The 26,217-nt window shown below is 60.5% G+C and carries 26 protein-coding genes and 1 riboswitch; of the genes, 9 read left to right on the top strand and 17 right to left on the bottom strand.

Annotated elements, in window-relative coordinates; genetic code table 11:
* Positions 1-36 precede the first annotated feature (36 nt).
* Together AC1DIS_RS15645 and AC1DIS_RS15640 are read right to left on the bottom strand one after the other, a co-directional pair.
* Complete coding sequence (locus AC1DIS_RS15645) at positions 37-423, bottom strand: MAPEG family protein (protein ID WP_018928745.1); 387 nt, start codon at positions 421-423, stop codon at positions 37-39.
* Between the two features lie 50 nt (positions 424-473).
* Positions 474-1,307, bottom strand: a complete 834-nt coding sequence (locus tag AC1DIS_RS15640) for an EamA family transporter (protein WP_018928744.1) — start codon at positions 1,305-1,307, stop codon at positions 474-476.
* Between the two features lie 210 nt (positions 1,308-1,517).
* On the opposite strand from AC1DIS_RS15640, the gene AC1DIS_RS15635 reads away from it, so the two are divergent.
* Positions 1,518-2,687, top strand: coding sequence for an MFS transporter (locus tag AC1DIS_RS15635; protein WP_018928743.1), 1,170 nt, complete (start codon positions 1,518-1,520; stop codon positions 2,685-2,687).
* A 6-nt stretch (positions 2,688-2,693) separates the two neighbouring features.
* On the opposite strand, the gene AC1DIS_RS15630 is transcribed toward AC1DIS_RS15635, so the two are convergent.
* Together AC1DIS_RS15630 and AC1DIS_RS15625 are read right to left on the bottom strand one after the other, a co-directional pair.
* Positions 2,694-3,581 (bottom strand): formate/nitrite transporter family protein, encoded by an 888-nt coding sequence (locus AC1DIS_RS15630; protein WP_018928742.1) that lies wholly within the window; start codon positions 3,579-3,581, stop codon positions 2,694-2,696.
* Positions 3,582-3,823: 242 nt separating this feature from the next.
* Positions 3,824-4,228: an acyl-CoA thioesterase gene (locus AC1DIS_RS15625; RefSeq protein ID WP_064620913.1), complete on the bottom strand. Its 405-nt coding sequence runs from the start codon at positions 4,226-4,228 to the stop codon at positions 3,824-3,826.
* A gap of 198 nt (positions 4,229-4,426) precedes the next feature.
* A riboswitch (S-adenosyl-L-homocysteine riboswitch) is annotated at positions 4,427-4,525 on the top strand.
* A gap of 23 nt (positions 4,526-4,548) precedes the next feature.
* Here AC1DIS_RS15625 and ahcY point away from each other — a divergent pair.
* The 4 genes from ahcY (at position 4,549) to AC1DIS_RS15605 (ending at position 9,999) form a co-directional block, all read left to right on the top strand.
* On the top strand, positions 4,549-5,958 hold the full coding sequence (ahcY, locus tag AC1DIS_RS15620) for an adenosylhomocysteinase (protein WP_018928740.1): 1,410 nt from the start codon (positions 4,549-4,551) through the stop codon (positions 5,956-5,958).
* 132 nt (positions 5,959-6,090) lie between these two features.
* Positions 6,091-6,936 (top strand): methylenetetrahydrofolate reductase [NAD(P)H], encoded by an 846-nt coding sequence (gene metF / locus AC1DIS_RS15615; protein WP_477780960.1) that lies wholly within the window; start codon positions 6,091-6,093, stop codon positions 6,934-6,936.
* 168 nt (positions 6,937-7,104) lie between these two features.
* Entirely contained in the window at positions 7,105-7,920 is an 816-nt protein-coding gene (locus AC1DIS_RS15610) for a substrate-binding periplasmic protein (protein WP_477780959.1), read from the top strand.
* Between the two features lie 222 nt (positions 7,921-8,142).
* Positions 8,143-9,999: an RNA helicase RhlE2 gene (locus tag AC1DIS_RS15605; protein WP_018928737.1), complete on the top strand. Its 1,857-nt coding sequence runs from the start codon at positions 8,143-8,145 to the stop codon at positions 9,997-9,999.
* A gap of 161 nt (positions 10,000-10,160) precedes the next feature.
* On the opposite strand, the gene AC1DIS_RS15600 is transcribed toward AC1DIS_RS15605, so the two are convergent.
* Positions 10,161-10,754: a YceI family protein gene (locus AC1DIS_RS15600; RefSeq protein WP_018928736.1), complete on the bottom strand. Its 594-nt coding sequence runs from the start codon at positions 10,752-10,754 to the stop codon at positions 10,161-10,163.
* A 32-nt stretch (positions 10,755-10,786) separates the two neighbouring features.
* Positions 10,787-11,338: a cytochrome b gene (locus AC1DIS_RS15595; RefSeq protein ID WP_018928735.1), complete on the bottom strand. Its 552-nt coding sequence runs from the start codon at positions 11,336-11,338 to the stop codon at positions 10,787-10,789.
* Positions 11,339-11,701: 363 nt separating this feature from the next.
* Between AC1DIS_RS15595 and AC1DIS_RS15590 the strand changes: the two genes are divergently transcribed.
* Positions 11,702-12,550, top strand: coding sequence for a YncE family protein (locus AC1DIS_RS15590; protein ID WP_477743630.1), 849 nt, complete (start codon positions 11,702-11,704; stop codon positions 12,548-12,550).
* An 86-nt stretch (positions 12,551-12,636) separates the two neighbouring features.
* On the opposite strand, the gene AC1DIS_RS15585 is transcribed toward AC1DIS_RS15590, so the two are convergent.
* A complete protein-coding gene (locus AC1DIS_RS15585; RefSeq protein WP_477743629.1) occupies positions 12,637-14,505 on the bottom strand; it encodes a flavin monoamine oxidase family protein in 1,869 nt (622 codons plus the stop codon).
* Between the two features lie 222 nt (positions 14,506-14,727).
* On the opposite strand from AC1DIS_RS15585, the gene AC1DIS_RS15580 reads away from it, so the two are divergent.
* On the top strand, positions 14,728-16,134 hold the full coding sequence (locus AC1DIS_RS15580; protein WP_018928732.1) for an adenosylmethionine--8-amino-7-oxononanoate transaminase: 1,407 nt from the start codon (positions 14,728-14,730) through the stop codon (positions 16,132-16,134).
* A gap of 178 nt (positions 16,135-16,312) precedes the next feature.
* Positions 16,313-17,032 carry a 16S rRNA (uracil(1498)-N(3))-methyltransferase gene (locus tag AC1DIS_RS15575; RefSeq protein ID WP_064620925.1) on the top strand — a complete coding sequence of 240 codons (720 nt, stop codon included), beginning with the start codon at positions 16,313-16,315 and terminating at the stop codon, positions 17,030-17,032.
* Positions 17,033-17,074: 42 nt separating this feature from the next.
* Here AC1DIS_RS15575 and trhA read toward each other — a convergent pair whose 3' ends face one another.
* Positions 17,075-17,692 (bottom strand): PAQR family membrane homeostasis protein TrhA, encoded by a 618-nt coding sequence (gene trhA / locus AC1DIS_RS15570; RefSeq protein ID WP_018928730.1) that lies wholly within the window; start codon positions 17,690-17,692, stop codon positions 17,075-17,077.
* A 158-nt stretch (positions 17,693-17,850) separates the two neighbouring features.
* Between trhA and AC1DIS_RS15565 the strand changes: the two genes are divergently transcribed.
* The gene (locus AC1DIS_RS15565; RefSeq protein WP_019580637.1) at positions 17,851-18,765 is read left to right on the top strand and encodes a LysR family transcriptional regulator; all 915 of its coding nucleotides are present in this window, start codon (positions 17,851-17,853) and stop codon (positions 18,763-18,765) included.
* Between the two features lie 149 nt (positions 18,766-18,914).
* Here the strand turns inward: AC1DIS_RS15565 and madM are convergent, their stop codons facing one another.
* The 9 genes from madM to mdcA form a co-directional block, all read right to left on the bottom strand.
* Positions 18,915-19,679 (bottom strand): malonate transporter subunit MadM, encoded by a 765-nt coding sequence (gene madM / locus AC1DIS_RS15560; RefSeq protein ID WP_018928728.1) that lies wholly within the window; start codon positions 19,677-19,679, stop codon positions 18,915-18,917.
* A gap of 1 nt (position 19,680) precedes the next feature.
* Entirely contained in the window at positions 19,681-20,097 is a 417-nt protein-coding gene (gene madL, locus AC1DIS_RS15555; protein ID WP_018928727.1) for a malonate transporter subunit MadL, read from the bottom strand.
* Between the two features lie 66 nt (positions 20,098-20,163).
* Complete coding sequence (gene mdcH, locus AC1DIS_RS15550; protein WP_086944415.1) at positions 20,164-21,075, bottom strand: malonate decarboxylase subunit epsilon; 912 nt, start codon at positions 21,073-21,075, stop codon at positions 20,164-20,166.
* A complete protein-coding gene (locus tag AC1DIS_RS15545) occupies positions 21,072-21,692 on the bottom strand; it encodes a malonate decarboxylase holo-ACP synthase (RefSeq protein WP_477743628.1) in 621 nt (206 codons plus the stop codon). Before AC1DIS_RS15545 ends, mdcH begins: the two co-directional genes overlap by 4 nt.
* Positions 21,686-22,489, bottom strand: coding sequence for a biotin-independent malonate decarboxylase subunit gamma (gene mdcE / locus AC1DIS_RS15540; protein WP_477748750.1), 804 nt, complete (start codon positions 22,487-22,489; stop codon positions 21,686-21,688). Before mdcE ends, AC1DIS_RS15545 begins: the two co-directional genes overlap by 7 nt.
* Entirely contained in the window at positions 22,486-23,349 is an 864-nt protein-coding gene (locus AC1DIS_RS15535; RefSeq protein WP_086944413.1) for a biotin-independent malonate decarboxylase subunit beta, read from the bottom strand. Before AC1DIS_RS15535 ends, mdcE begins: the two co-directional genes overlap by 4 nt.
* Positions 23,342-23,641 (bottom strand): malonate decarboxylase subunit delta, encoded by a 300-nt coding sequence (locus AC1DIS_RS15530; RefSeq protein WP_007941972.1) that lies wholly within the window; start codon positions 23,639-23,641, stop codon positions 23,342-23,344. Before AC1DIS_RS15530 ends, AC1DIS_RS15535 begins: the two co-directional genes overlap by 8 nt.
* Positions 23,641-24,528, bottom strand: coding sequence for a triphosphoribosyl-dephospho-CoA synthase (locus AC1DIS_RS15525; RefSeq protein WP_477743626.1), 888 nt, complete (start codon positions 24,526-24,528; stop codon positions 23,641-23,643). Before AC1DIS_RS15525 ends, AC1DIS_RS15530 begins: the two co-directional genes overlap by 1 nt.
* On the bottom strand, positions 24,528-26,198 hold the full coding sequence (mdcA, locus tag AC1DIS_RS15520; protein WP_111452972.1) for a malonate decarboxylase subunit alpha: 1,671 nt from the start codon (positions 26,196-26,198) through the stop codon (positions 24,528-24,530). The genes AC1DIS_RS15525 and mdcA overlap by 1 nt, the downstream gene beginning before the upstream one ends.
* Positions 26,199-26,217 lie beyond the last annotated feature (19 nt).

Genomic DNA, 26,217 nt, shown 5'->3' with positions numbered 1-26,217 from the left:
GGGAATGGCGCAGCCTGCGATCCTTTGATCTTGCCGTTAAACAGACACCACAAAGAAACTGACAATCAGCCCCATGCCAATGGCCCACACCAGCGACCGCAGAATCGCCCAGTCCGCCAGATAGCAAATGATGTACAGCAGCCGACTGGTGATGAACAGCACCGATAGCACATTGATCGTCACCAGTTCGGCATTGCCGGCCAGATGCGCCACGATCACCGCCGCGGCAAACGCCGGGGTCACTTCGAAGCTGTTCAACTGCGCCGAATGCGCACGCCTGGCCACGCCTTCGAGCGAATCCAGAAACGCCCTTGGGTCGTGATTCTGTTTCAGCCCGAACTTGCCATTGCTGAACTTGGCGACGCCTGTGCACAGATAAGGCAAGCAGATCGCAATCAAAATGCACCACAGAGCAACCGTCATAACGCAGTCCCTTCTTCAAGTTGTAGAGAATCGAATTCCATCAGCGGCGACTAAAACTTCATCACCAACATGCCGATCAATACCAGTCCACAGGCTAAGAGCCGTGGCCTGCCAAAAGGTTCTTTGAGGTAGCGCATGCCGAACAGCACCACCAGAATCACGCTGATCTCGCGCAGCGCCGCAGCCTCGGCAATCGATCCGAGCTGCATGGCCCACAGCACCAGAGCGTAGCTGAACAATACGCAGAACCCGACCGCCAACCCCAACCGCCACTGCTCACGCCAGAACAGCATGAACGCCGGGCGTTTGCGCACCAGCGCCAGCAATGGGAACGGCCAGGCACTGAGCACTGTGACCCAAACCAGGTAGTCCAGCGGATGGGACCAGCGCCGCAAGGCCTGGCCATCGATGAAGGTGTAGCAACCGATGCACAACCCGATCAGCGCCACCACCGGCAGCATCGACCACGGCAGGCGCACCCCGCCACCGCCCTGCCAGAGCAGGCACACCATGCCGAACGGGATGAGCAAAATCCCGAAGATCTGCTGAGCCGTCAGCACTTCACCGGCGAAGATCAGCGTCAGCGCCAGCACCACCAACGGTGACAGGCCACGCATCAACGGATAGACCAGGCCGAGATCGCCGACCCGATAGGCCTGGATCAACAGGTAGCGATAGAGCAACTCGAATGCCGCCGACGCAAGAATCCACGGCCACATATCCAGTGGCGGCAGCGCCACGAAGGGTAGCATCAGCGCGACAAACAGCAACGCCACGCTGTCCATGCAGGCCACCACCAACAGCCGCTCCGCGCTGAACTTGATCAGGGTATTCCACGCCGCGTGCAACAGCGCCGCCACCAACACCAGAATTGTCGCAAGCACGGCACACTCCTTGTATTGCCCCTACATCGCGGGACAGAGATTTGATTCGCCATATGTCCGCAGCTGTTTATACTGCAAGCGACCACGCCGCACTCAGTTGCGCACAAACTAATTCCAATAACTCCTGCCTCTGCCCGCTCTCATCGAGAACGGTCGTCGGCCTGCGTATGCCTGATCAAAGCGTCAAGACTACCGACAGAGACCTTGCGCATGCCACTCGCCTTGCTTGCACTGGCCGTTGCCGCTTTCGGCATCGGCACCACTGAGTTCGTCATCATGGGCTTGCTGCCCGATGTCGCCCGCGACCTCGCCGTGAGCATTCCTCATGCTGGCCTGCTCATCACCGGTTATGCCCTGGGCGTGGTGTTCGGTGCGCCGATTCTCGCGGTCGGCACCGCCAACATGCCGCGCAAAGCCACACTGCTGGGCATGACGCTGATGTTCATTCTCGGCAACATCCTCTGCGCCCTGGCGCCGAACTACGCCACCTTGATGGCCGCACGAGTGATCACCGCGCTGTGCCATGGCGCGTTTTTCGGCATCGGCTCAGTGGTCGCTGCCAGTCTGGTGGCACCGAACAAACGAGCCCAGGCAATTGCCATGATGTTCACCGGCCTGACCTTGGCCAACGTGCTGGGCGTGCCATTAGGCACTGCGCTGGGGCAATACGCCGGCTGGCGCTCGACCTTCTGGGCAGTGTCGGTGATTGGCGTGATTGCGGCCATTGCGCAGTGGGTCTGGCTGCCCAAGGAAATCCCCATGGACAAAGCCAACCTGGCCAGCGAATTCAAAGTGCTGGGCAAGGTCAATGTGCTGCTGGCGCTGGGCATGAGCGTGCTGGCGTCCACCAGCCTGTTCAGCGTGTTCACTTACATTGCGCCGATCCTGCAGGACATCACCGGCGTCAGTCCGCATGGCGTAACCATCATGTTGCTGTTGTTCGGGGTCGGCTTGACCGGGGGCAGCATGCTCGGCGGCCGATTGGCGGACAGTCGTTTGCTGCCTTCGCTGGTGGGGATGACATTGGCCGTGGCCATCGTGCTGGCCGCCTTCAGCCAAACCAGCCATTCAGTGATACCGGCGGCGATCACGCTGGTGTTGTGGGGCATCTTCGCCTTCGCGCTGTGCCCGATCCTGCAATTGCTGATTATCGATCAGGCCCATGAGGCGCCAAACCTCGGGTCGACGTTGAATCAAAGCGCATTCAATCTCGGCAACGCCGCCGGGGCTTGGATTGGCGGACTGGTGGTGGCCAGTGGCGCGGACCTGGCGGACTTGCCGTGGACCGGCGCACTGGTCAGCGTATTCACGCTGCTGACGGCGCTGTTCTTCATCTACCTGCAACGTCGCAGTGCTGCCGCAATCAACGTCTCTGGCTGACATTGATCATTTTTTGATCTTCTGCGGTTCGGATTCCTGAGCCCGCTCCGCAGAGGTCTTCGGCGGCCCGCTTTCACTGCGAATCTGCGCGTGACTGATCAGCGCGAAGATAAAACTGCCGCCAATAATGTTCCCCACCAGCGTGGGACCTGCGAACACCCACCAGAAATCCTTCCACGGCAACTCGCCGGCAAACACCAGGTAAGAAACCTCGACCGATCCGACCACGATGTGGGTGAAATCGCCCAGCGCCATGAAATAGGTGATGAGGATGATGATCCACATCTTGGCGCTTTCCATGGACGGGATCATCCAGACCATGGTGGCGATCATCCAGCCGGAGATGATGCCTTTGGCGAGCATCTTGCCGGCATCGTTCTCCATGACCTTGCGCCCGATCTCAAGGAAGGCCAGATCGGTCTTGCTGTCGAATATCGGCAGGTGCAGCATCACATATGCCACCAGCAAGGTGCCGCAGAGGTTGCCCACCAGCACCACCGTCCACAGCCGCAGCAACCGACCGACATTACCCAACGTTGGCTTGCTCATGATCGGCAGCACGGCGGTCAGGGTGTTTTCGGTGAAGAGTTGCTGACGGGCGAGAATCACCGCTAGAAAACCGGCGCAATAACCGAAGCTGGCGATCACCTTGTAGCCTTCGCCGTCCGGCAGGCGCGAGTTGAGCAGTCCCATGCCCATCAGCGACAGGCCCATGGTCAGGCCGGCAGCCAGCGCCGACCACCACAGCGCCGCAACGCTACGTTCGAGTTCCTGATCGCCTTGGGTGCGAATGATTTCGTGCAACACCGCCGCACGCGGGGGCTGGTTTTTATCGACCTCGCGCTGTTCCTGTGCCGAGAGGTCCGGGGTCTTGCCGTCGTTGGGCGTGTCCATAAGGCTGCTCCTGAACCGGTGGCGTGTCGTTTACGTACGACACGCGGGGTTCGGAGCTGTTCACTACCGGGGGAACGCAGCAAACCCTGTGGCGAGGGAGCTTGCTCCCGCTCGGCTGCGAAGCAGTCGTAAACTGACGTGAAGCCTGCCTGAAAGAACCCAATGATAGATTTCAGGGCCGCTTCGCGCTGGAGCGCCAGCCCGGCCCARCGGGAGCAAGCTCCCTCGCCACAGAGCGGCAACTACTCGCCAATGTCATCATCCTTGAACTGGTCTTTGACGTACCTGATCTCGGTCCGGCCGTGCGGCATGGGCAGGCCGTCTTCGCCCAGGTTCACGAACACCATCTTCTCTACCGTCAAAATGCTCTTGCGAGTGATCTTGTTGCGCACTTCGCAGGTCAGAGTGATCGAGGTGCGACCGAACTCGGTGGCGGTGATGCCCAACTCGATGATGTCGCCCTGACGCGAGGCGCTGACGAAGTTGATTTCGGAAATGTACTTGGTGACCACGCGCTGATTACCCAACTGGACGATGGCGTAGATCGCCGCTTCTTCGTCGATCCAGCGCAGCAGGCTGCCGCCGAACAGCGTGCCGTTGGGGTTGAGGTCTTCGGGTTTTACCCATTTGCGGGTGTGGAAATTCATACTCACTCCTGACCGTCTTGCCGATTGATGCCGGCCATCATGGCAGAGCCCGGACTAGAGCTCTATCAAGCATCGACTATGGTCTCGATTACCGTTCGGACATTGACCAACAGAAACGCTTTGGAAGATCAGCATAGCCCGCTATAATCGCCCCCGTTTCAAAACGGTCATGTTTGATTGATACCGTTTTCCCGCCACCTGTCCGAGGGGCGCTGCAGCAGGTTCAACCTGTCAGGCTCGGATGGGGCGTTGACTGGCCACGGCCAGACACTAAACGCACAACGGCGCCCATTCGCATACATTACGAATGGAGGCTCTTCATGAGCGCTGTTATCACGCCTGCAGATTTTAACGATTACAAAGTTGCCGACATGTCCCTGGCTGCCTGGGGCCGTCGCGAAACCATCATCGCCGAATCCGAAATGCCGGCCCTGATGGGTCTGCGCCGCAAGTACTCCGTCGAGCAACCGCTCAAGGGCGCGAAGATTCTCGGCTGCATCCACATGACTATTCAGACTGCCGTGCTGATCGAAACCCTGGTTGCCCTGGGTGCCGAAGTACGCTGGTCGTCCTGCAACATTTTCTCGACTCAGGATCAGGCCGCCGCTTCGATCGCCGCTGCCGGCATCCCGGTGTTCGCCTGGAAAGGCGAGACTGAAGAAGAGTACGAGTGGTGCCTGGAGCAAACCATCCTCAAGGATGGCCAGCCTTGGGATGCCAACATGATCCTCGACGACGGCGGCGACCTGACCGAGCTGCTGCACAAGAAGTACCCACAAGTACTGGACCGCGTTCACGGCGTCACCGAAGAAACCACAACCGGCGTTCACCGTCTGCTGGACATGCTGGCCAAGGGCGAGCTGAAAATCCCGGCCATCAACGTCAACGACTCGGTGACCAAGAGCAAGAACGACAACAAGTACGGCTGCCGTCACAGCCTGAACGACGCGATCAAGCGCGGCACCGACCACCTGCTGTCCGGCAAGCAAGCGCTGGTCATCGGTTACGGYGACGTGGGCAAGGGCTCGGCCCAGTCCCTGCGTCAGGAAGGCATGATCGTTAAAGTCTCCGAAGTYGACCCGATCTGCGCCATGCAAGCCTGCATGGACGGTTTCGAACTGGTTTCGCCGTTCATCGACGGTATCAACAACGGTACCGAAGCGAGCATCGACAAAGCGCTGCTGGGCAAGATCGACCTGATCGTGACCACCACCGGCAACGTCAATGTTTGCGACGCAAACATGCTCAAAGCCCTGAAGAAACGCGCAGTGGTCTGCAACATCGGTCACTTCGACAACGAAATCGACACCGCTTTCATGCGCAAGAACTGGGCATGGGAAGAAGTGAAGCCGCAGGTTCACAAGGTTCACCGCACCGGTCCAGGCGCTTTCGACGCTCAGAACGACGACTACCTGATCCTGCTGGCCGAAGGCCGTCTGGTTAACCTGGGTAACGCCACTGGTCACCCAAGCCGCATCATGGACGGTTCGTTCGCCAACCAGGTTCTGGCGCAGATCTTCCTGTTCGGCCAGAAGTACGCCGACCTGTCGCCAGCCCAGAAAGCCGAGCGCCTGACCGTTGAAGTACTGCCGAAGAAACTCGACGAAGAAGTGGCCCTGGAAATGGTCCGCGGTTTCGGCGGCGTGGTCACTCAACTGACCAAGCAACAGGCTGACTACATCGGCGTTACCGTCGAAGGCCCGTTCAAGCCGCACGCTTACCGCTACTGATCGGTCCAGCAGTCCGCTCCCCATCTTCACCGCGGTGCTGCTGAAAGACCGCGGCGCCTGCTTCGCGAGCAAGCTTCGCTCCTACAGGAAGCACGGCGCCTACAAGGCTTACGTGTTTCCAAGGATATGACCATGTCCCAAGAACGTCGCTACAGCTTCGAATTCTTCCCGACGAAGACCGATGCTGGGCATGAAAAACTGATCGCCACTGCCCGTCAGCTGGCGACCTACAATCCCGACTTCTTCTCCTGCACCTACGGCGCTGGCGGTTCGACTCGTGATCGCACCCTCAACACCGTGTTGCAGCTGGAAAGTGAAGTCAAAGTCCCTGCCGCTCCGCATCTGTCTTGCGTGGGTGACAGCAAGAACGATCTGCGCGGCCTGCTGACCCAGTACAAGGCAGCCGGCATCCAGCGAATCGTCGCGCTTCGCGGTGACCTGCCCTCGGGCATGGGCATGGCCAGCGGCGAGTTGCGTCACGCCAATGACCTGGTTGAATTCATTCGTGAAGAGACTGGCGATCATTTCCACATCGAAATCGCCGCTTACCCGGAAATGCATCCGCAAGCGCGCAATTTCGAAGACGATCTCAACAACTTCGTGCGCAAGGCCAACGCCGGTGCCAACAGTGCGATCACCCAGTACTTCTTCAACGCCGACAGTTATTTCTACTTCGTCGAGCGTGTACAGGCGAAGGGTGTGAACATCCCGATCGTGCCGGGGATCATGCCGATCACCAACTACAGCAAGCTGGCGCGCTTCTCCGACGCTTGCGGCGCGGAAATCCCGCGCTGGATCCGCAAGCAACTGGAAGCCTACGGCGACGACACCCAGAGCATTCAAAGCTTTGGTGAGCAAGTCGTCACCGAGATGTGCGAACGCCTGCTGCAAGGTGGCGCACCGGGGCTGCACTTCTACACACTGAACCAGGCTKAACCGAGCCTGGCGGTGTGGAATAACCTGAAGTTGCCGCGCTAATAGCCGTTAACGCAAATCAAGAGATCGCAGTCTTTGGCAGCGCCTCCAGGGGAATATGTACCTCTGCAGGCGCCGCCGAAGGCTGCGATCTTTTGCTTTTAATGCCCGATCCAGAGCTTCTGGATCCGGTTTCTGGCTCTTTATGATTTCTCGTCGTAATCTCAAGCCATGCCCCTGATCACCCAGTTACTGACCGTGCTTCTATTCACTTGCCTGAGCTTCACCGCTCGCGGCGAGAAGCTGCGTATTGTCACCGAACCCTGGGCGCCTTACGTCTATGAAGAAGGTGGCAAGAACCTCGGGCTCGACTACGAAACCACGGCCATCGTCTTCARACGCCTCGGGATTGACGTGGAATGGCAGTTCCTGCCGTGGAAGCGCTGCCTGTCGATGCTTGAGCAAGGCCAGGCGGACGGTGTGCTGGATATTTTCCACAGCGATGAACGCGAAGCGACCCTGCTCTACCCCAGCGAACCGCTCTCGCAAGTCGAATTCGTGATGTTCTACGCCAATGAACGGCCGTTCCCGTTTCGCACCCTGGACGACCTGAAAGGCCTGACCATCGGCACCTCGCCGGGCTACCTGTACAGCAAGGACTTCAGCGAATCGACGTTGTTTACCCGGGAACCGGCGCCTACCCATGAAGCCAACTTCGGCAAACTGGTGCGAGGGCGGATCGACCTGTTGATCACCGATCGCCGGGGCGGCCAGCACTTGCTCGATCAACTGGACATCCGCGACAAGATCACCGAGAACCCGACCGTCATCAGCCAGCAGAGCCAGTACCTGGCGGTGCGCCGCAATGCCGGGATGGATTTGCTGGTGCAGCGTTTCGGCGCCGAGCTCAAGCGCTTCAAGCGCGAACCGGCCTACGCCGAACTGAGCGCCCGCTATGGTGCCGGTCCGGCTGCCGAAGCCCGGGCCGCCAGCGCCACCGCAACCGGCGGAAAAACCGTTGAGCAGCAGGAAAGCGGCGCACAGTGATTGCTCTGTTATACTCCGGCCTTCCCGCCAGGCTCACGCCCGGACGCTCGGACTTGTTCAAGGCATCTCGATCCCGCTACAGCGCAGCTTTTCAGCCCGCGCGAGCGCTCCAGACGAGCCTTCGAGGCCCAGCAGGACCGGACGGGATTGCGTCCTCTTAAACGCCATTCGCGCCAGGCAAGACTCCCATTGGGCCAAGCCCTAACTAAAACAGGATTACTCATGTCCTTTGCTTCCCTCGGTCTCTCCGAGGCTTTAGTCCGCGCCATCGAGGCAGCGGGCTATACCGAGCCTACTCCGGTGCAACAGCGGGCCATTCCCGCCGTGTTGCAAGGTCGCGACCTGATGGTTGCGGCTCAGACAGGTACTGGTAAAACCGGTGGCTTCGCCCTTCCGATTCTGGAGCGGTTGTTTCCCAACGGTCACCCGGACAAATCCCAGCGTCACGGCCCGCGCCAACCACGCGTACTGGTCCTGACCCCAACCCGCGAACTCGCGGCTCAGGTGCACGAGAGCTTCAAGGTCTATGCCCGTGACCTGAAGTTCGTCAGCGCCTGCATCTTCGGTGGCGTCGGCATGAACCCGCAGGTTCAAGCCATGTCCCGTGGTGTCGACGTGCTGGTGGCCTGCCCAGGTCGCCTGCTCGACCTCGCCGGCCAAGGCAGTGTCGATTTGTCCCACGTGGAAATCCTCGTGCTGGACGAAGCCGACCGCATGCTCGACATGGGCTTTGTCCATGACGTGAAAAAGGTCCTCGCCCGCCTCCCGGCCAAACGGCAGAACCTGTTGTTCTCGGCGACGTTCTCCAAAGACATCACCGACCTCGCCGGCAAGCTGCTGCACAACCCGGAACGCATCGAAGTCACGCCACCGAACACCACGGTCGAGCGGATCGAACAACGCGTATTCCGTCTGGCCGCCAGCCACAAGCGTTCGTTGCTGGCACACCTGATTACTGCCGGCGCCTGGGAACAGGTGCTGGTATTCACTCGCACCAAGCACGGCGCCAACCGCCTGGCCGAGTACCTGGACAAACACGGCCTCACCGCCGTCGCGATCCACGGCAACAAGAGCCAGAACGCCCGCACCAAGGCCCTGGCCGACTTCAAGGCCGGTGAAGTGCGCATCCTGGTCGCCACCGACATCGCTGCTCGTGGCCTCGACATCGACCAGTTGCCCCATGTGGTCAACTTCGAACTGCCAAACGTCGACGAAGATTACGTGCACCGTATCGGTCGTACCGGCCGTGCCGGTCGTTCGGGCGAGGCGATCTCGCTGGTCGCTCCGGACGAAGAAAAACTGCTGAAAAGCATCGAGCGCATGACCAAGCAGAAAATCGCCGACGGCGACCTGATGGGCTTCGACTCCAGCGCTGTGGAAGCCGAGAAACCGGAAGTCCGCGAGCGTCCGGATGTGCGTAACCCGCGCGCCCCACGTGGCCCACGCGGCGACGGCCCGAACGGCAGCGGTGGTGGTGGCGGTCGTAAAGACAAAGGCAAGGACAAGGGTGGCAAGGAAAAGCCTGCCGCTGGCCGTGGCGAGCGCCCGGCCCGTGAACACAAGCCACGCGAAGGCACTCCGGCCCGCGAGCAACAGCGCCCGGCCCCTCGCGCCGCCGCCGACCGTGCTCCGGACGAGTTCCTGGACGACGATATCGATAACTTCGGTAACCGCGTCGACTACGTGCCTCAAGCCAAACCGGCTCAGGGCCGTGGCCGCCGTCCGGGCGCACCGGCACAAGGCGCTGGCGCTCCGCGCGCCGGTCAGCCACAAGGTCGCCAGAACGGTCCGCGCAACAGCAGCGGCGCAACCACCGGCACCCCACCGGCCAAGCGCAGTGGCCCGCGCAACGGCGCTCCACGTGACGGCCAGGCCCGTCGCGAAGAGTCACGCAACCGCCGTCCGGCCCGTGACGACCAGTCTCGTTCGGAACCGGCCGTGCAGAACCCGCGGAGCCCGGCACCGAAGATCATTCACAAGGAGTCGAAAAGCGATCGCTTCCCGACCCCTGAGCAACTGGATCAACTGCCAGGCCGTCCGCGCGGCGAAAAACCAGCATTGCTGACCCGCAACCGCTGAGTTTTTCAAAACCATGAAAAATGCCCCGGATCGCGAGATTCGGGGCATTTTTTTGGGTACTGCAAACTGCTTTTGCAGGAGCTGGCGAAGCCTGCGATCTTTTGATCTTCAGCGGTGATCCTGAAAAGATCGCAGCCTGCGGCAGCTCCTACATCTCAGCATTACTTCGCTTTGACACCTTCAAACGTCACGTACAGATCGACTGCGTCGGACGCTGGGCCCAGGTCTTTCTGCTTGCCGAAATCGGAACGCTTGATGCTGGTGGTGCCTTCGAAGCCGGCACGGTAGCCRCCCCATGGATCCTTGCCTTCACCCAGGAACGTGGCTTTGACTACGATTGGCTTGGTCACGCCCAGCAGGGTCAGGTTGCCGGTCACGTCGGCAGTGTCTTTGCCCGCGGCGTTTTTACCGGTAGGTTTGACACTGGTGGAGACGAACTTGGCGTCGGCGAATTTGCCCACGTTCAGGAAGTCACCGCTGGCGATGTGCTTGTCGCGTTCGGCGTGGTTGGTGAACACGCTGGCGGTGCGCACATTGAACTCTATCTTGCTGTCTTCAGGCTTGGCAGCGTCGAAGCTGAACTTGCCGTCGATATCCTTGAAGGTACCGATGATGTAGCTGTAGCCCAAGTGGCTGATCTTGAAGTCAACAAAGGCGTGCTGGCCTTCTTTGTCGACCACATAGTCGGCCGCCATCACGTTAGCCGACAGCAGAGCAGAACCGATTGCCAGAGCGGCGAGCGTCTTTTTCAACATGCTTTCTATTCCTTTGGAGTCGAGGTAGAACATCAGGCTTTGCGCCCCAGCATTCGCGTCAGGGTCGCATCACGATCGATAAAGTGGTGCTTCAATGCAGCCAACGCATGGAAACCGGAAAAAATTACCAGCAGCCAGGCCAGGTACAAATGAATCACACCCGCGGTGTCTGCCTGGTCCGGTAGTCCGGAAACCAGTGCAGGAATTTCAAACAGGCCAAACACCGGAATCCCGACACCGTCTGCGGTGGAAATCAGGTAACCGGCGATCATCACAGCGAACAGACTGAGATAAAGGAACGAATGGCCGAACTTGGCGCCAAGGCGGGTCATGCGGCTATAGCTTGGCAAGAGCGGCGGCGGTGGGCTGATGAAGCGCCACACTACCCGCAGCAACATCACGGCAAATAACACCAGACCAATGCTCTTGTGCAGATCCGGCGCGTCTTTACGCCAGGTGCTGTAGTAATCGAGACCGACCATCCACAACCCCAACGCAAACAGGCCGAAGACGGCCAACGCCACACCCCAGTGCATAAAGATGCTGACCCAACCGTAGCGGGAAGAAGAGTTACGTAGCTGCATTGCCCAAATCCTGTAAGAACTGCGCCCAAGACTATCGAGTTATCTATCGATTTAAAGCGGAAAATTTCGCTCTGAAATATCGAGAAATACGATCAAGACCTTGGGGCCGGGAGGTTAAGAGAGTGTTAACCGAAGGAAAAAACCTTCACGCACCCTCCTTATATTCATTTATGAGCCGATACCACTCGTCAGAACTGTCACATTTAACAGTGGCTTTCATTGCTGGTCATTGATGAACTTGAACTTGGACGTCAGTCCAAGCGTCTGAACAGGAGTTCTACCATGAGTCACAATTCGAGTTCATCCCCCGTGATAACACGCAATCAATCCAATTCGATACCCGTAGGGGAAGGACCGCGAGGGATGGCCATCAGCAACGATGGATCACGCGTATTTGTTTGCAATTACATGTCGGACAATGTGTCCGTCATCGACACCCGAATCAAAAAGGTAATCCGTACCATCGCCGTAGAGCAGTATCCCCGAAGCATTGCCCTTGGCCATGAGGGGAAAAGAGCTTACGTGACCAACTACGGTTCAAGTTCGGTTTCGGTTATTGATACCGAAACATACGCGGTGGGTAACATCACGGTGGGTAGACACCCTTGGGGAGTCGTCGCGAGCCGGGACGGGAGGCATGTTTACGTCACCGTACGGCAGGATAAAGAGTGGCTGGCGATAATTGACGCTCGCACTTATGTGGTGAGCAGAGTCCGAGGGTTACCTTCACCGTCCATAAGTGTGGACATCAGCCAGGACGATTCGCGTCTCTATATTTCCAGTACCGATTCCCCTGGTCGCCCTTTTCAGGACGCGCTCACGGTCATCAGCAGCAAGACGTTCGAAGTCATCAACATCATCAAAACCGAAAAATATCCGTCAGCCGTTACTGTCAGTCCCGACGGTAGAAAAGTGTATATCGTGGGTCTGGACGCTCGAAGACTRACCGTGTTGGACACCCGGTCACTGACCACCCGGCATTTCGATTTTGTGGCTTGCGAAGGGGAAATAGTGTTTAGCAAAAAGAACGCTTACGCCGTTGATCACACCGAAAAAGAGGTCGTGGAAGTGAATACCGCCACCCATAAGATTGTTCGCAGGTTTCCCATCCCTGGGGCTATCGACCCGCATCATATGGTTCTTGATCATCATAACTGCGCCTATATCAGCGACTACCAAGGCGACGAAGTCCATATCGTCGATCTACCTTAGTACCAAAGAATCAGCCGGCCTCTACGAGGGTGCAAAGACATAAAAAAAGCGCGGCATCTCTGCCGCGCTTTTTTTGATCCCAAGACTTACTGTGTCTTGGTTTCAGTCGCCACCGGTGCCTTCGCAGCGGTACTCGCCACTGGTTTCTTCACTGGCTCAGCCTTTTTCGCCGTTGCCTTGGCCGGAGCCTTTTTGGCCCCGGTTTTGGCAGCAGGCTTTTTCACTGGCGCTTTGGCCGGTGCTTTCTTCACCGGCTCGGCTTGCGCCGGCACCACTGGCTTCGGTGCCTCAACCGGTGCAGGTGCCGGAGCCGGCGCAGCAACTGGCGCGGGTGCCGGAGCAACGGGGGCCACGGGTTCTGGCGCCTTGGCCGGAGCCTTGTCGGAGCCACCACCAAACATCCGCGAGAAGAAGCCAGGCTTGGTCTCTTCAGCTTTCGCTTCAACCTTCGCAGGTTCTGCCTTGTCGGCCGCTTTATCGGACGAACCACCGAACATGTTGCTGAAGAAATTGCCTTTCTTCGCCACTACCGCGCCTGCCGCCGCAGCGGTCGCTGCCGGCACAACTTTCGCCGGTTCAAACGATTTGCCCGCTGCCAGGTCTTCCAGCTGACTGGCTGCACGCTGACCGGTGCGCAAGGCGCCTTCCAGGGTGCCTGGGTACAAGGTGTCAGTGTGTTCGCCGGCAAAGGCTACACGTTGCAGCGGACGCTCCCACAGGCGCCAGTATTTGCTGATCTGCCCCGGACCGAAGGCCAGGTAAGCGCCGCCCATTGATGGGTCGGTGCTGTAGCGGCGGATTTCATAACCGGTGAACGAACCGCGTGCCTGTGGATAAAAGGCGTGCAGACGAATCAGCACCTGATCGGCCATTTGCTTGTCGCCAAAGGCCTGCATCACCCGCGCGTTGTCGCCGGAAATGTTGATCACCACGTTGGCGCCGCCCTTCAAGGCCGGCTCGATCCACAACATGCCCAGACCGGCGTTGCTGTAGATCTCGCCAGACATGCGCGCCTTGCTTTCCCACACTGGCGTCTTGAACTTCAGCATGATCTGGTCACGCCAGCCGTAGTTGGTGCCCTTGATGGCGCCCATGTGCTGGGCGTCCAGCGCCGGAGTCATCTGGATCTTGCTCAGTGCGCGCAACGGCACGGCCAGCACGACGTAGTCCGCCTGATAGCCAACGCTGCCGACCTTGACACTCACGCCATCCTTGTCCTGGGTAATGGACGAAACCGGGGAACTGGTCTTGATGGTTTTCAGTTGCTTGACGAAGGCCTGGGCCAACACCGGACTGCCGCCGGGCAGGCGCGAGGCGCGCAGATCACGGTCAGCAATGCCACGGTAGACGCGGCTTTGTTGGGCAAAATACAGCAGCGACAGGCGCGAAGGTTCGTCGTAACGGGTACGAATCTCCTGATTCACCAACTGACGCGCAGTGGCTGGCAGATTCAGGCGATCGAGCCAGTTGGCCACGTTGATCTGGTCCAGGGCGAACAGCGTGCTGTTGGCGGCCGGGTTTTGCGGGTCTTCGATCGAGCGCGCCAGGTCATCCAGGGTTTTTTCGTAGCGTTTCAGCGCGTCGCTGGTGGCCGGCTGTTTGGTCGCCAGATCGGCGGCGCTGAAGTATTCACCGTCGATCAGGTAACCCGGGGTCCGCACGAACTCGGGGGCTGGCGTGGTGCTCAGCTTGAACGTCGAGATGTACTTGTTCAAAACCGGTTGGGTCTTGTCGTTGCCGATCCACTCGCTGGTGGCCATGCCGGAACGACCGCCCAGGGTCGGTTTGGCTTCCAGCAGGGTGACCTGCCAGCCTTTGCTCTGCAGTTCGTACGCCGCGGTGAGGCCCGAAAGCCCGCCGCCGACCACGATCGCTGTTTTATCCTTGGCCAGCGCCGAAACGCTGAACAGTCCTAACATCACCAGCGCACAGGCGCGCAGCCAACCAGCAGACATTCAGAGAACTCCGGAAATACACGAGAAAATAGCGGTTTTACGAGTCAGACGACTCAAAGAGCCGCGAAGAATACGTCAGCCATCAAAACGCCGCCAGCGACGTCTATCGTCCTATACAAAGTAGCTCAATCGACACAATGGGTTGTCCCCGTGACGCGCATTGCATAGGCTTGCGCGATTGTTTACCCGCCTACGTCACGGGTAGCCTCGAGGAGACAGAAAATGGGCCTGAATAAACAGTGGATGGAACGCGATCTCGCCGTGTTATGGCATCCCTGCACCCAGATGAAAGACCACGAACAGCTGCCGCTGATCCCGATCAAGCGCGGTGAAGGCGTGTGGCTGGAAGACTTCGAAGGCAAACGCTACCTCGACGCCGTCAGCTCCTGGTGGGTCAATGTGTTCGGCCACGCCAACCCGCGGATCAACCAGCGCATCAAGGATCAGGTCGATCAGCTGGAACACGTGATCCTCGCCGGTTTCAGCCATCAGCCGGTGATCGAGCTGTCCGAGCGTCTGGTGAAGATGACGCCCGAAGGCCTGACCCGGTGTTTCTACGCCGATAACGGTTCATCGTGCATCGAAGTCGCGCTGAAAATGAGCTTTCACTACTGGCTCAACCGCGGCCAGCCGAACAAGAAACGCTTCGTCACCCTCACCAACGGCTACCACGGCGAGACAATGGCGGCGATGGCAGTGGGCGACGTGCCGCTGTTTACCGAAACCTACAAAGCCCTGCTGATGGACACCATCAAGGTGCCGAGCCCCGATTGCTACCTGCGCCCCGAGGGCATGAGCTGGGAAGAACACTCACGCAACATGTTCGCCGCCATGGAGCAGACCCTGGCCGACAACCACGATACCGTGGCCGCCGTGATTCTGGAGCCGCTGATTCAGGGCGCCGGCGGCATGCGCATGTATCACCCGGTGTACCTCAAGCTGCTGCGCGACGCCTGTGATCGTTATGGCGTGCACCTGATCCACGATGAAATCGCCGTCGGCTTCGGTCGTACCGGCACAATGTTCGCCTGCGAACAGGCTGGTATCCGCCCGGACTTCCTCTGCCTGTCCAAGGCCCTGACTGGCGGTTACCTGCCGTTGGCGGCCTGCCTGACCACCGATGAGGTCTACAGCGCGTTCTACGACGACTACCCGACCCTGCGCGCCTTCCTGCATTCCCACAGCTATACCGGCAATCCACTGGCCTGCGCGGCGGCATTGGCGACGCTGGATATCTTCGAAGAAGACAACGTCATCGAGAACAACAAGGCCCTGGCCCAGCGCATGGCCTCCTCCACCGCGCACCTGGCCGATCACCCGAACGTCTCTGAAGTGCGCCAGACCGGCATGGTGCTGGCGATCGAGATGGTCAAGGACAAGGCCAGCAAGACCGCTTACCCGTGGCAGGAACGTCGCGGTTTGACCGTGTTCCAGCATGCACTGCAACGAGGTGCTTTACTGAGGCCGTTGGGCAGCGTGGTGTATTTCCTGCCGCCTTACGTGATTACCCCGGAGCAGATCGATTTTCTGGCCGAAGTGGCCAGCGAAGGCATCGACATCGCCACCCGTGACAGCGTCAGCGTGGCGGTACCGAAGGACTTTCATCCGGGCTATCGCGATCCGGGCTAGCTGCCACTGAGTAGTAACCCTGTGGCGAGGGAGCTTGCTCCCGCTGGGCTGCGTAGCAGCCCCAAAAACCTGACACTGAGGAGTGTCAGGTAAACCTTGCGACCGCTTCGCGCTCGAACGGGAGCAAGCTCCCTCGCCACAAAAGCAACTCGATCCGAACTTACCGTAGAGACCCAAGATGAGACTGTCCCGCTTCTTTATCGACGCCCCTTTGAGCACCGGCGAACACGAGTTGCCCGAAGCCCAGGCGCATTACATCGGCCGTGTGCTGCGCATGGCCGAGGGTGATGCGGTGCAACTGTTCGACGGCTCGGGCCATGAGTTTCGCGGCACGCTGGTGGAAGTCGGCAAGAAGCGCGTGGTGGTGCAAATCGATGAAAGCTTTACCGGTCAGGTCGAGTCGTCGCTGGCGGTCCATCTCGGCCAGGGTTTGTCCCGTGGCGAGCGGATGGACTGGGCGATTCAAAAAGCCACCGAACTGGGCGTCACCGAAATCACGCCGATTTTCACCGACCGCTGCGAAGTCCGCCTCAAGGACGAACGCGCCGACAAACGCCTGATGCACTGGCGTCAGGTGGCGATCAGCGCCTGCGAGCAGTGTGGGCGTTCAAGGGTGCCGGTGATTCATCCGCCATTGCTGTTGGCTGACTGGTTGAAGCAGACCGCGGCCGAATTGAAACTGGTGCTGCATCCGGTGGCCGAGCCGCTGGTGAGCCACGCCAAACCTGCAAGCCTGGCGTTCCTGATCGGCCCGGAGGGCGGCTTGTCCGACGTCGAAGTCGAACAGGCCAAGGCTGGCGGTTTCCACGCCGCCCGCCTCGGCCCGCGCGTGCTGCGCACCGAAACCGCGCCGGTGGTGGCATTGGCGGTGGCCCAACAACTCTGGGGTGACTTCTAGGGCCTTGTGGCGAGGGGGCAAGCCCCCTCGCCACAAAAGCAGTCACAAGACGTAGAACCAAATCGCCACAAAGTGCAGCAAACTCCCGGCTATCACGAACAGATGCCAGATCCCATGGGCGTGGCGCAGACGATGGTCGAGGGCAAAAAAGATAATCCCCACGGTGTACAACACCCCGCCCGACGCCAGCAAGGTAAAGCCGACAGGGCCCAGTGCCGCCAGTAACGGCTTGACCGCCACCAGCACGATCCAGCCCATCACCGCGTAAATCACGACCGACAGAATCCGTGCTTCCGAGCGCGGTTTGATCTCTTGCAGGATACCGATCAGCGCCAGCCCCCAGACAATCCCGAACAAGGTCCAGCCCCATGGCCCGCGCAGGGTCACCAGGCAGAACGGCGTGTAACTGCCGGCGATCAGCAAGTAGATCGAAAAGTGATCGACCTTCTGCATGATCGCTTTCTTGCGCCCACGCACGCTGTGGTACACGGTCGAGGCGCTGTAGAGCACCAGCAAGGTAAACGCGTAAATCGCCACACTGACGATCTTCCACGGACTGCCATCCATACTGGCGATCACCAGCAGCCACACGCCCCCGACCAATGCCGCCACCGCCCCAACCAAATGCGTCCAGGCGTTCAATCTTTCCCCGTGATACATGTGTTGCTCACCTCTACGTTCATTACCGCCGCGCGCAAGGCTCAGGCCTCAAGGTTAAAAGCGCAATGTTTCAGAACACAATGCCCCCCTACGAAAGCCATCGAGCCAAACGTTAGCCAATTGGGCACAATCGAGACATTCGAATAAGAGTCTGGCCCATGTTGATCGATGAAGAGTTGACCCTGAAAAAACTCGAAGTGTTCCTGGCCTTCATGCGCACCGGCAACCTGGCCCGCGCCGCCGTCGAGTTGCAGACCAGCAACGTCAGCGTGCACCGCGCCATCCACTCCCTGGAAAGCGCCTTGCGTTGCCCGCTATTCAAGCACGAAGGGCGCAACCTGACCCCGTTGGAAAGCGCTTATGTGCTGGAAGAGCGGGCGCAGAAGCTGATTCAGGACGTGCTCGAAACCGTGCGTCTGACCCGCGAAGCCGCCGGGTTCTCCGCCGAACGCTTCAAGCTCGGCTCGCTGTATTCGCTGACGGTGAAGACTGTGCCGCAGCTGATCATGGGCCTGAAAATCCGCCGTAGCGAACTCAATATCGACCTGATCCTGGGCTCGAACATCGACCTGCTGTACAAGCTCAAGAACATGGAAGTCGACGCGATCCTGGTGTCACTGGACGACAGCGTCAACGACCCAGACTGCGAACAGATCCCGCTGTTTTCCGATGACATCTTCCTCGCCACCCCGGCGGACTCGCCCTTTGCCCAGCGGAGCGAAGTCGACCTGGCCGAGGTGCGCGACGAAACGTTCATCACCTTGACCCAAGGCTTTGCCACGCACCAGGACGGTATTCGGGTGTTCAAGCAGGCGGGGTTCGAGCCGAAGGTGGCGATGCAGGTCAACGACATCTTCACCCTGCTGAGCATGGTCAGCTCGGGGGTGGGTTATGCGTTGCTGCCGGGGCGGATTGCGGCGGTGTATGAGAACCGGGTGAAGCTGATTCCATTGCAGGAAAAGTACCGGTTGCAGCAGCACATTGGCGTGGTATTTCTCAAGGCCAAGGAGCGTGATCCGAATTTGCTGGCGCTGTTGGCGGAGTGCCGGATGTATGCCAATCGCCAGGCTTGAATGTGGCGAGGGAGCTTGCTCCCGCTCGGGTGCGGAGCGCCCGCAAAACCAGGCCACCGGATTTACCTGATACACCTCGGTGGTAGAAGTTGGGGCTACTGCGCAGCCCAGCGGGAGCAAGCTCCCTCGCCACAAGAAGCAGTCATTCGTTAACCAACGATCCCGCGAACAACGAAGTACAGCAACGAAGGCCCAAGCAAGCATCCAAGCCCGGTATGGAACGTCGCCGTCAGCGCGCCATACGGCACCAGCCGCCGATCCGTCGCCGCCAACCCGGCGGTCACACCGCTGACAGTCCCGGCCAAGCCGCCAAATACCATCGCCGAGCGCGGGTTATCCAGGCCCATCCAGCGCGCCGCCACCGGCGTGCCGACCATCACCAGAATCGCCTTGATCAACCCGGTGGCAATCGACAGCGCCATCACATCGGATGAGGCCCCAATCGCAGCACCCGTCACCGGCCCGACGATGTACGTCACCGCACCCGCGCCAATGGTGGTCATGCTGATCGCATCGCGATAACCGAACACCCAGGCAATGCTCGCCCCGACAATGAACGGCAGAATCGTGCCCAGCAGCAGCGCGATGACGCCAATCATCCCGGCCTTTTTCGCTTCGGTGGCCTGCACCTCGAACGCCGTGGCAACGATGGCGAAGTCACGCAGCATGGCGCCGCCCATCAAACCGATGCCAGAAAACAGTGACAAATCCGCCAGGCCTTTTTGCCCGCCGGTCATGGTGCCGCCAACCCAGGCCAGCACCAGGCCGATGACGATGGCAATCGCCGAGCCATGAATCCGCCCGAAAGTCAGGCGCTTGGACAGAATCACCGACACCCACATGATTACGCCAACAAACGCGAATGCCGTGACCAGACTGTTATTTACCAGGCCTTTCTCAATGAGTTCCCACATATCAGCGACCTCCTACTGGCGTGCCGACCGGTGTTATGTCCACCGGTTCATCGGGCAAGGGTTCGCCTTTGTGGGTTCGGCTGATCAACGCAATGGTGCAGCCGCAGAGCACCACCGAACCGATCGCCGCCAGCACCGCCACCGGGCCGCCGTGCAGGGCGGTGACCACGTTCTGTTGCGCCGCCATGGCAACCACCACCGGAATGTACATGGCGCCCCAGAAGCCGACGCCCATCTCGCAATCCTTGGTCATGCCGCCGCGTTTTTGCATCCACAACCGCGCGCAAATCAGCAGGATCATCGCGATCCCGACCCCGCCGACGTTGGATTTCACACCCAGCAACACGCCGAGCATGTCACCCATGATCACCCCTGCCAGCGTACAGATCGCCAACAGCGCCACACCGTAAATAATCATTGTTGTAGTCCTCAAAGTGCATCGTCGGAATTGTTGTTTTTGTAGTTCGCAACCTGAGTCGGTGATCTAGGGTTGGCGGCTTCCCTCCTCACGCAACAGTGCCTGCAAGGTATCGAGCCGTGCACCGTCATAGGCAATCACGGTGCCCTGCTCGAACACCCGGCGCGCCAGCCCGGTCAACACCGCACCGGGCGGCAGTTCGATCTGTAAACGCACGCCGCGCTCGTAAGCGCTTTGCACCGTACCGCGCCAATCGACGACGCGGCACATGTTGAACGCCAGGTCGTCGCGCAAGGCATCCGTGTTGATGACGGGCCGGGCTCGACTGCCGCTCAGGTAACCCAGGGTCGGCGTTTTCAATTGCACCTTGGCGAAGGCTTCGGCCAGGGTTTTCGCCGGTGTTTCCAGCAGCGGGCAATGGGACGGCACGCTGACCGCCAGACGCTTGGCCAGACCGGCGCCACGGCTGCGCGCCAGGTCGGCAACTGCTTTCATCGCCGAATCACTGCCAGCAATCACCACCTGGTTATCGGCGTTGATGTTGGCCAGGTAAACCGGTGTATCAACACTGTGAACCTGCGCCAGCAACCCTTCCACCGTCGCCAATTCCAGACCGATGATCGCGGTCATGCCGTAGCCCTGAGGATAAGCCTGCTGCATCAGCTCACCGCGCAGGCTGACCAGATGCAGCGCATCACTGAAACTCAAGGCGCCCGCAACCACCGCCGCCGGGTAGGCACCGATGGACAGTCCCGCCACGTAATCCGGTGCCATTGATAACTGACGCGAAGCGGCGACGCCGGCAATCAGCAGGCACAGCTGAACCGCCCTTGTCGACTGCAACGCCTCGGCAGAATCGAGCAGCAAGACGTCTTCGCCAAGCACCTCGCTGGCCTCGATCAGCGTTTCCCAAGGTAAACGATGGAGCATGCCCGGCTGCTGCGCGCCCTGGCCGGGGAACACCAGCAAGCTGCTCACGCTGCTTGCTCCTGCGGGTTCCAGGGATCGTTGACCAAACACGCTTCATGGGCGTTTTTGAGTAGAACCCGTTGCGACGGGCTAGCCCATTCGCGCAGGGCGACAGCGCCATTCGGCGCCTGCAATTGCATGTCCACCAAACACTCGGCGCTGCCGAGAAGCATCATCAATGCCCGCGCTTGAGTACGGCTCAACGGCTGCGGTGTACGCAGGATCAAGTCGAGGTCGCTGCGCTCATGGAGCGCCGCAAAACCGCTGGCCAATTCGAACCCGGCGCTGCCGCTGACACCCCACACCCAACCGCAGGCGTCGAGCATCGGCCGCAGTTGCGCCAGCGCTCGCAGGGCCGGCAGGTCGCGAGTCGACTCTGCATGGCAAAGGTCTTCCGGCCTTACCCGATTCGAAATCACCGCGATCGCCATCGACGTTGCATAACGCTGCTCGCGCAAGCGCCCACGCACCCCGACCGCGATCTGATCCGGCGCGGTGATCGCGCGCCGGACTACCACCGGCTGACCCGCGCTGATCGACTCGACCACCCACCCAGGCGCATCCGCCGGCAACTGCTCCGGGGTCATCCCCCAAAGCAGGTCGTGGGCCAGAAACGTTTTCACCACTGCGCTCTCAGCAGTTGACGAACCTTGCTCGACGCTGCGCGGTTACTCGCGCCCAAGCGGCTGCTCAGATCGCGACCGCTGGCAGCGACATCGCCAATCGCCTGGTTCAGGCATTCATTCACTCGCGCCAAATCTGCTGCGGTCGGCTGCTCGATCTGCTCCACCGACAAGGTTTCCCAGAGCAACCCCAGGCTGGCAAAACTATCGATGTCATAAGCCATCGGTGGCACGCTGGCGGCCAACGCCTCCAGCTCTTCGACACTGCGCAACGTCACCCGCGCCGCCGACGCCTTGCCCATCGCATGCACCATCACCCCCGGATCGCGCAACGCGATCAGCCGGTTGGCCTGATACCCGTGAGCCAGAAACGCCCCGGACATCGCCTTGCCCACCAGCAAACCGATCACCGCATGGCCGGCCAGTCGGGCGCGGGCATAACTGTCCGCCGCACCGGCCAGGGCCTGATGAATGCCAAGGGCTTCTTCGCGCCGACCGTAAGCCTGACTCGGCACATCGACGATGGCGATCAAGGCGCGTTTGTGCGCTTTGTCAGCATCAGCGGTGATGACGTCATCCACCGCCTTGGCCAACCCCCAGCCTTCCAGCAGCCCGACCTCGCCATTGCGCGCACGAACGAACCGGTTGTCAGGATCAGCCACCACAGCGATGAAGCGAACGGGCCGGTCACCCAAGACGCCGTCAGCCACTTTCAATGAAGCCGGCAAACCCTCCACCGGTTTTGCGCCTGCACTCAAGGCGTTGAACCAGTTCAGGCCTCTGAGGGAATACGTGCTCATGAGCGCTCTCCTTGATACAGATCGCGAACCACTGACGGCTCGATTTGCGGTGCGGCGTCCAGACGAGCCAGCCGTTGCAGGTACAACTCGGCCTGACGACTGCGCTGCTGCGCTGGCAAACCGCGCTTGAGCAATTGGCTGACCTGTTGTTGCACCTGCGCCACATCGTCGGCAACAAAACTATCCACCAAACCGCTGGCGAAACGCTGCTCGCCACCGGTCAGGCTCCAGATGAAAGGACGATCCCGGGAGTCGTATTCCTCAAGCCCGGCTTCCTGTTCGATCACTTGCGGACCGTTCAGGCCCAGGCGCGCCTCCTGGGTCACCAGCAAATAGCTGCACAGCCCGGCAGCAATCGACATCCCGCCAAAGCAGCCGACGCTGCCAGCGACCACGCCAACCACGGGTTGGTACTGGCGCAGATCGACGATCGCCGCATGAATATCGGCAATCGCCGCCAGCCCGAGATTGGCTTCCTGCAAACGCACGCCGCCGGTTTCCAGCAGCAACACGGCACGGGTGGGAATGCCTTTGCGGTTATCCTCGGCGGCCAGTTCCAGCGCACCGGCAATCTTCGCCCCGCCGACTTCACCCAGGCTGCCGCCCTGAAACGCGCCTTCGATGGCCGCGATCACCACCGGCAAACCGCCAATGCTGCCCTTGGCGATCACCACCCCGTCATCGGCTTGCGGCACCACGCCCTGGCGCGACAGCCATGGCGACATGACGCGCTGAAACGGGTCGAGCAATTCGCGGAAGGTGCCGGCATCGAGCAGCGCTTTTGCCCGTTGCCGGGCACCGAGTTCGACGAAGCTCTGCCTTTCAAGGAATGGGTTGAGAAGCGCTGCGCTGTCAGTCATGACCGATCTCCTCAAAGCCCTGTTCCAGACGCAAGCGCACCACGCCAGGGGTGGCGCCGAAATCGTGGATATCGATCGCCATCGCCGGCGGCGTCTGGCCATCGAACATCCGCGCGAACAGATGCTGCCAGCGTTGTTCGCTGCCATTGACCGAGGTCTGCACCTGGATCGTCAACTTGCCCGCCAGCCCTGGTTCGATCAGCACTTCCAGATCGCCCGAGCCCACACAGCCCACCAGCGCCCTGCCCCGTGGCGGCTGCCCGGCGGGGAATTCAAAGGATAAGGTTTCCATCAAAACGCTCCCTGGGAGATGCCGTCGCGCGACTCAATGCGGTCGATGAACAGGCAGGCTGCGAGCAAGTCCGCAGCGCCACCGGGCGAGGCATTCAACGCGATTAATTGTTGGTCCAGCTCATGCAAACGACGGCGACCGGCGAGGCTGGCGCTGCCGCCGGCATCGAGCACGGCTTGCGCGCCGAGTTGCATGGTGTGCAGGCCTTGTTCGCCTGCGCGGTAAAGGACGCAGGTGTCGGCCAGTGTCGTCATGATCGCCAGCAGAGCATCGAGCCGGGCGTTCTGTTCGCCATGGCCTGCAGCACGGCTGCGTTTTAGTTGCGGCAAACCACGGTGCAGCACCGCCGGGAAACCAAGCTGCGCCTCTTCACGGGCACCGCGAACGCCGTAGCGTTGGGCGACCTGGGCACCGTGGCTTAAAGGACGTGGCGAGTAACGGTCGTCGAGCAAGGCCAGGCGTGCAGCGCGCAAAGCGATTGAGCTTGCGGCACAGGATTCAGGTTCCAGCGCGGCGGCAGTGACCAGAAGCCCCAAGGCCCAGATCGCCCCACGATGGGTGTTCACGCCGCCCGTAGTAGCGAGCATCACTTGCTCGCCTTCACGACCAATGCACCCGACAGCTTCACGCAGGGGCAGGCCGACTTCGCCGAACTCGATGGCCGCGTCCGCCATTGCCTTGAACGCCGGCCACAGGGACAACGCCGAAGCGTGCATCAGCCCGAGGTGCAAATCGGTGTGCGCACCATTGCCGCGACGGTCCACCAGCGCCGGTTTCGGCGACAGGTCCGCTTCGTCGATCAGCGCGTCGACCGCCAGGTCCGCCAGCCGTTCGGGCATCGACAAGGGCTGGGTTAACGTTTTCGGTTGCAGGTTGAATACGTGCATTACCAGCTCCTGAACTTGGCGGGCGGGTTGTAGAGGCCACCGGACCATTCCACCAGATCGGCCACGCTTTTCGCTGCGAGCAGTTCGCGAGTGGCGTCGGTGCGGCGGATGCCGAGGTCTTCGGGCAAGGCGATCAGGCCTTCGCGGCGCATGCGCGCGGTGTCTTTGGGGTTGTGGCGCAAGCCGATGGCGGTCACCCCGGCGACAGCAGCGATCATCGCCTGGCGCTCTTCGAGGGAGCGAGCCTTGTACAAGTAGGCAATGCCTTCTTCGGTGAGCAGATGGGTGACGTCGTCGCCATAGATCATGATCGGCGCCAGCGGCATGCCGCTTTTCTTCGCCACCTCCACCGCGTCGAGGGTTTCGACGAAGGTCGGTTTGCCGCCCTCCTGGAAGGTCTCGACCATCTGCACCACGAGTTTCTTGCCGCGCTCGAGCATCGGCTCGGCCGCGTCGGTGTGGCGCATGTCGAGCCAGGCTGGCGTGCCGTGACGACGCCCGCGCGGGTCGTGCCCCATGTTCGGCGCACCACCGAAACCGGCCAGGCGACCGCGAGTCACTGTCGAAGAATGACCATCGCCATCGACTTGCAGGGTCGCGCCGATGAACAGGTCCACCGCGTATTGCCCGGCGAGCTGACTGAACATCCGGTTGGAGCGCAAGGAGCCATCGCGACCGGTGAAGAACACGTCAGGCCGGGCGGCGATGTAGTTTTCCATGCCCAGTTCGGTGCCGAAGCAATGCACGCTTTCGACCCAGCCACTTTCGATGGCCGGGATTAGGGTTGGATGCGGATTGAGCGTCCAGTTGCGGCAGATCTTGCCCTTGAGGCCGAGGGACTCGCCGTAAGTCGGCAGGATCAATTCGATGGCGGCGGTGTTGAAGCCGATGCCGTGGTTCAGCGACTGGACGTTRTGTTTTTCGTAGATCCCGCGGATCGCCATCATCGCCATCAACACATGCACAGGCTTGATGTGGCGTGGGTCGCGGGTGAACAACGGTTCGATGTAGAACGGCTTGTCCGCCACCACCACGAAATCGACCCAGGACGCGGGGATATCCACGCGCGGCAACTCGCTGACATCGTCCACCAGTTGATTGACCTGGACGATGACGATGCCGTCGCTGAACGCCGCCGGTTCAATCAATGCGGGCGTGTCTTCGGTGCTTGGGCCGGTGTAGATGTTGCCCGCACGGTCGGCCATGAAACCGGCCGAGAGCACGACGTTGGGGATCAGGTCCACCACCAGCCGCGCATAGAGCTCGATGTAGGTGTGGATCGCGCCGATTTCCAGCAAACCGTCTTCGAGCAACTGGCTGATGCGCAGGCTCTGGGTACCGGCGAACGAGAAGTCGAGCTTGCGGGCAATGCCGCGCTCGAACAGGTCCAGGTGCTCGGAACGCCCGACACTGGGCATGATCATGTGCAAGTCATGCAGCTTGCCCGGATCGGCCTTGGCCAGGGAGCGGGAAAGGAAATCCGCCTGCTTCTGGTTATTGCCCTCCAGCACCACACGGTCGCCGGGCAAGATCAACGCCTCCAGCGCCGCCACGATCTTGTCGGTGGGCAACACCACACCGTCGGCAAGCCCCTTCACCAATTCGAGACGCCGCTGCTTTTCGCTGCGCCGCCGCGTCCATCGCGAGTCGGGGGATATTGTTGTTGTCATGACCACTCCACGGGTTCGC

Source organism: Pseudomonas sp. 05N433, from assembly GCF_056396925.1.
The sequence above is the reverse complement of the archived record's forward strand: the minus strand, read 5'-3'. Positions and strand labels throughout refer to the sequence as shown.

What these genes read in the sequence shown, in the direction of transcription:
- AC1DIS_RS15605 (WP_018928737.1), top strand. Translation starts at nt 8,143, where the DNA reads ATGTCCTTTGCTTCCCTCGGTCTCTCCGAGGCTTTAGTCCGCGCCATC.
- AC1DIS_RS15635 (WP_018928743.1), top strand. Translation starts at nt 1,518, where the DNA reads ATGCCACTCGCCTTGCTTGCACTGGCCGTTGCCGCTTTCGGCATCGGC.
- madM (WP_018928728.1), bottom strand. Translation starts at nt 19,679, where the DNA reads ATGTGGGAACTCATTGAGAAAGGCCTGGTAAATAACAGTCTGGTCACG.
- AC1DIS_RS15525 (WP_477743626.1), bottom strand. Translation starts at nt 24,528, where the DNA reads ATGCACGTATTCAACCTGCAACCGAAAACGTTAACCCAGCCCTTGTCG.
- AC1DIS_RS15580 (WP_018928732.1), top strand. Translation starts at nt 14,728, where the DNA reads ATGGGCCTGAATAAACAGTGGATGGAACGCGATCTCGCCGTGTTATGG.
- AC1DIS_RS15630 (WP_018928742.1), bottom strand. Translation starts at nt 3,581, where the DNA reads ATGGACACGCCCAACGACGGCAAGACCCCGGACCTCTCGGCACAGGAA.
- madL (WP_018928727.1), bottom strand. Translation starts at nt 20,097, where the DNA reads ATGATTATTTACGGTGTGGCGCTGTTGGCGATCTGTACGCTGGCAGGG.
- AC1DIS_RS15530 (WP_007941972.1), bottom strand. Translation starts at nt 23,641, where the DNA reads ATGGAAACCTTATCCTTTGAATTCCCCGCCGGGCAGCCGCCACGGGGC.
- trhA (WP_018928730.1), bottom strand. Translation starts at nt 17,692, where the DNA reads ATGTATCACGGGGAAAGATTGAACGCCTGGACGCATTTGGTTGGGGCG.
- AC1DIS_RS15565 (WP_019580637.1), top strand. Translation starts at nt 17,851, where the DNA reads ATGTTGATCGATGAAGAGTTGACCCTGAAAAAACTCGAAGTGTTCCTG.
- AC1DIS_RS15575 (WP_064620925.1), top strand. Translation starts at nt 16,313, where the DNA reads ATGAGACTGTCCCGCTTCTTTATCGACGCCCCTTTGAGCACCGGCGAA.
- AC1DIS_RS15645 (WP_018928745.1), bottom strand. Translation starts at nt 423, where the DNA reads ATGACGGTTGCTCTGTGGTGCATTTTGATTGCGATCTGCTTGCCTTAT.
- AC1DIS_RS15585 (WP_477743629.1), bottom strand. Translation starts at nt 14,505, where the DNA reads ATGTCTGCTGGTTGGCTGCGCGCCTGTGCGCTGGTGATGTTAGGACTG.
- AC1DIS_RS15535 (WP_086944413.1), bottom strand. Translation starts at nt 23,349, where the DNA reads ATGACTGACAGCGCAGCGCTTCTCAACCCATTCCTTGAAAGGCAGAGC.
- mdcE (WP_477748750.1), bottom strand. Translation starts at nt 22,489, where the DNA reads ATGAGCACGTATTCCCTCAGAGGCCTGAACTGGTTCAACGCCTTGAGT.
- AC1DIS_RS15595 (WP_018928735.1), bottom strand. Translation starts at nt 11,338, where the DNA reads ATGCAGCTACGTAACTCTTCTTCCCGCTACGGTTGGGTCAGCATCTTT.
- AC1DIS_RS15625 (WP_064620913.1), bottom strand. Translation starts at nt 4,228, where the DNA reads ATGAATTTCCACACCCGCAAATGGGTAAAACCCGAAGACCTCAACCCC.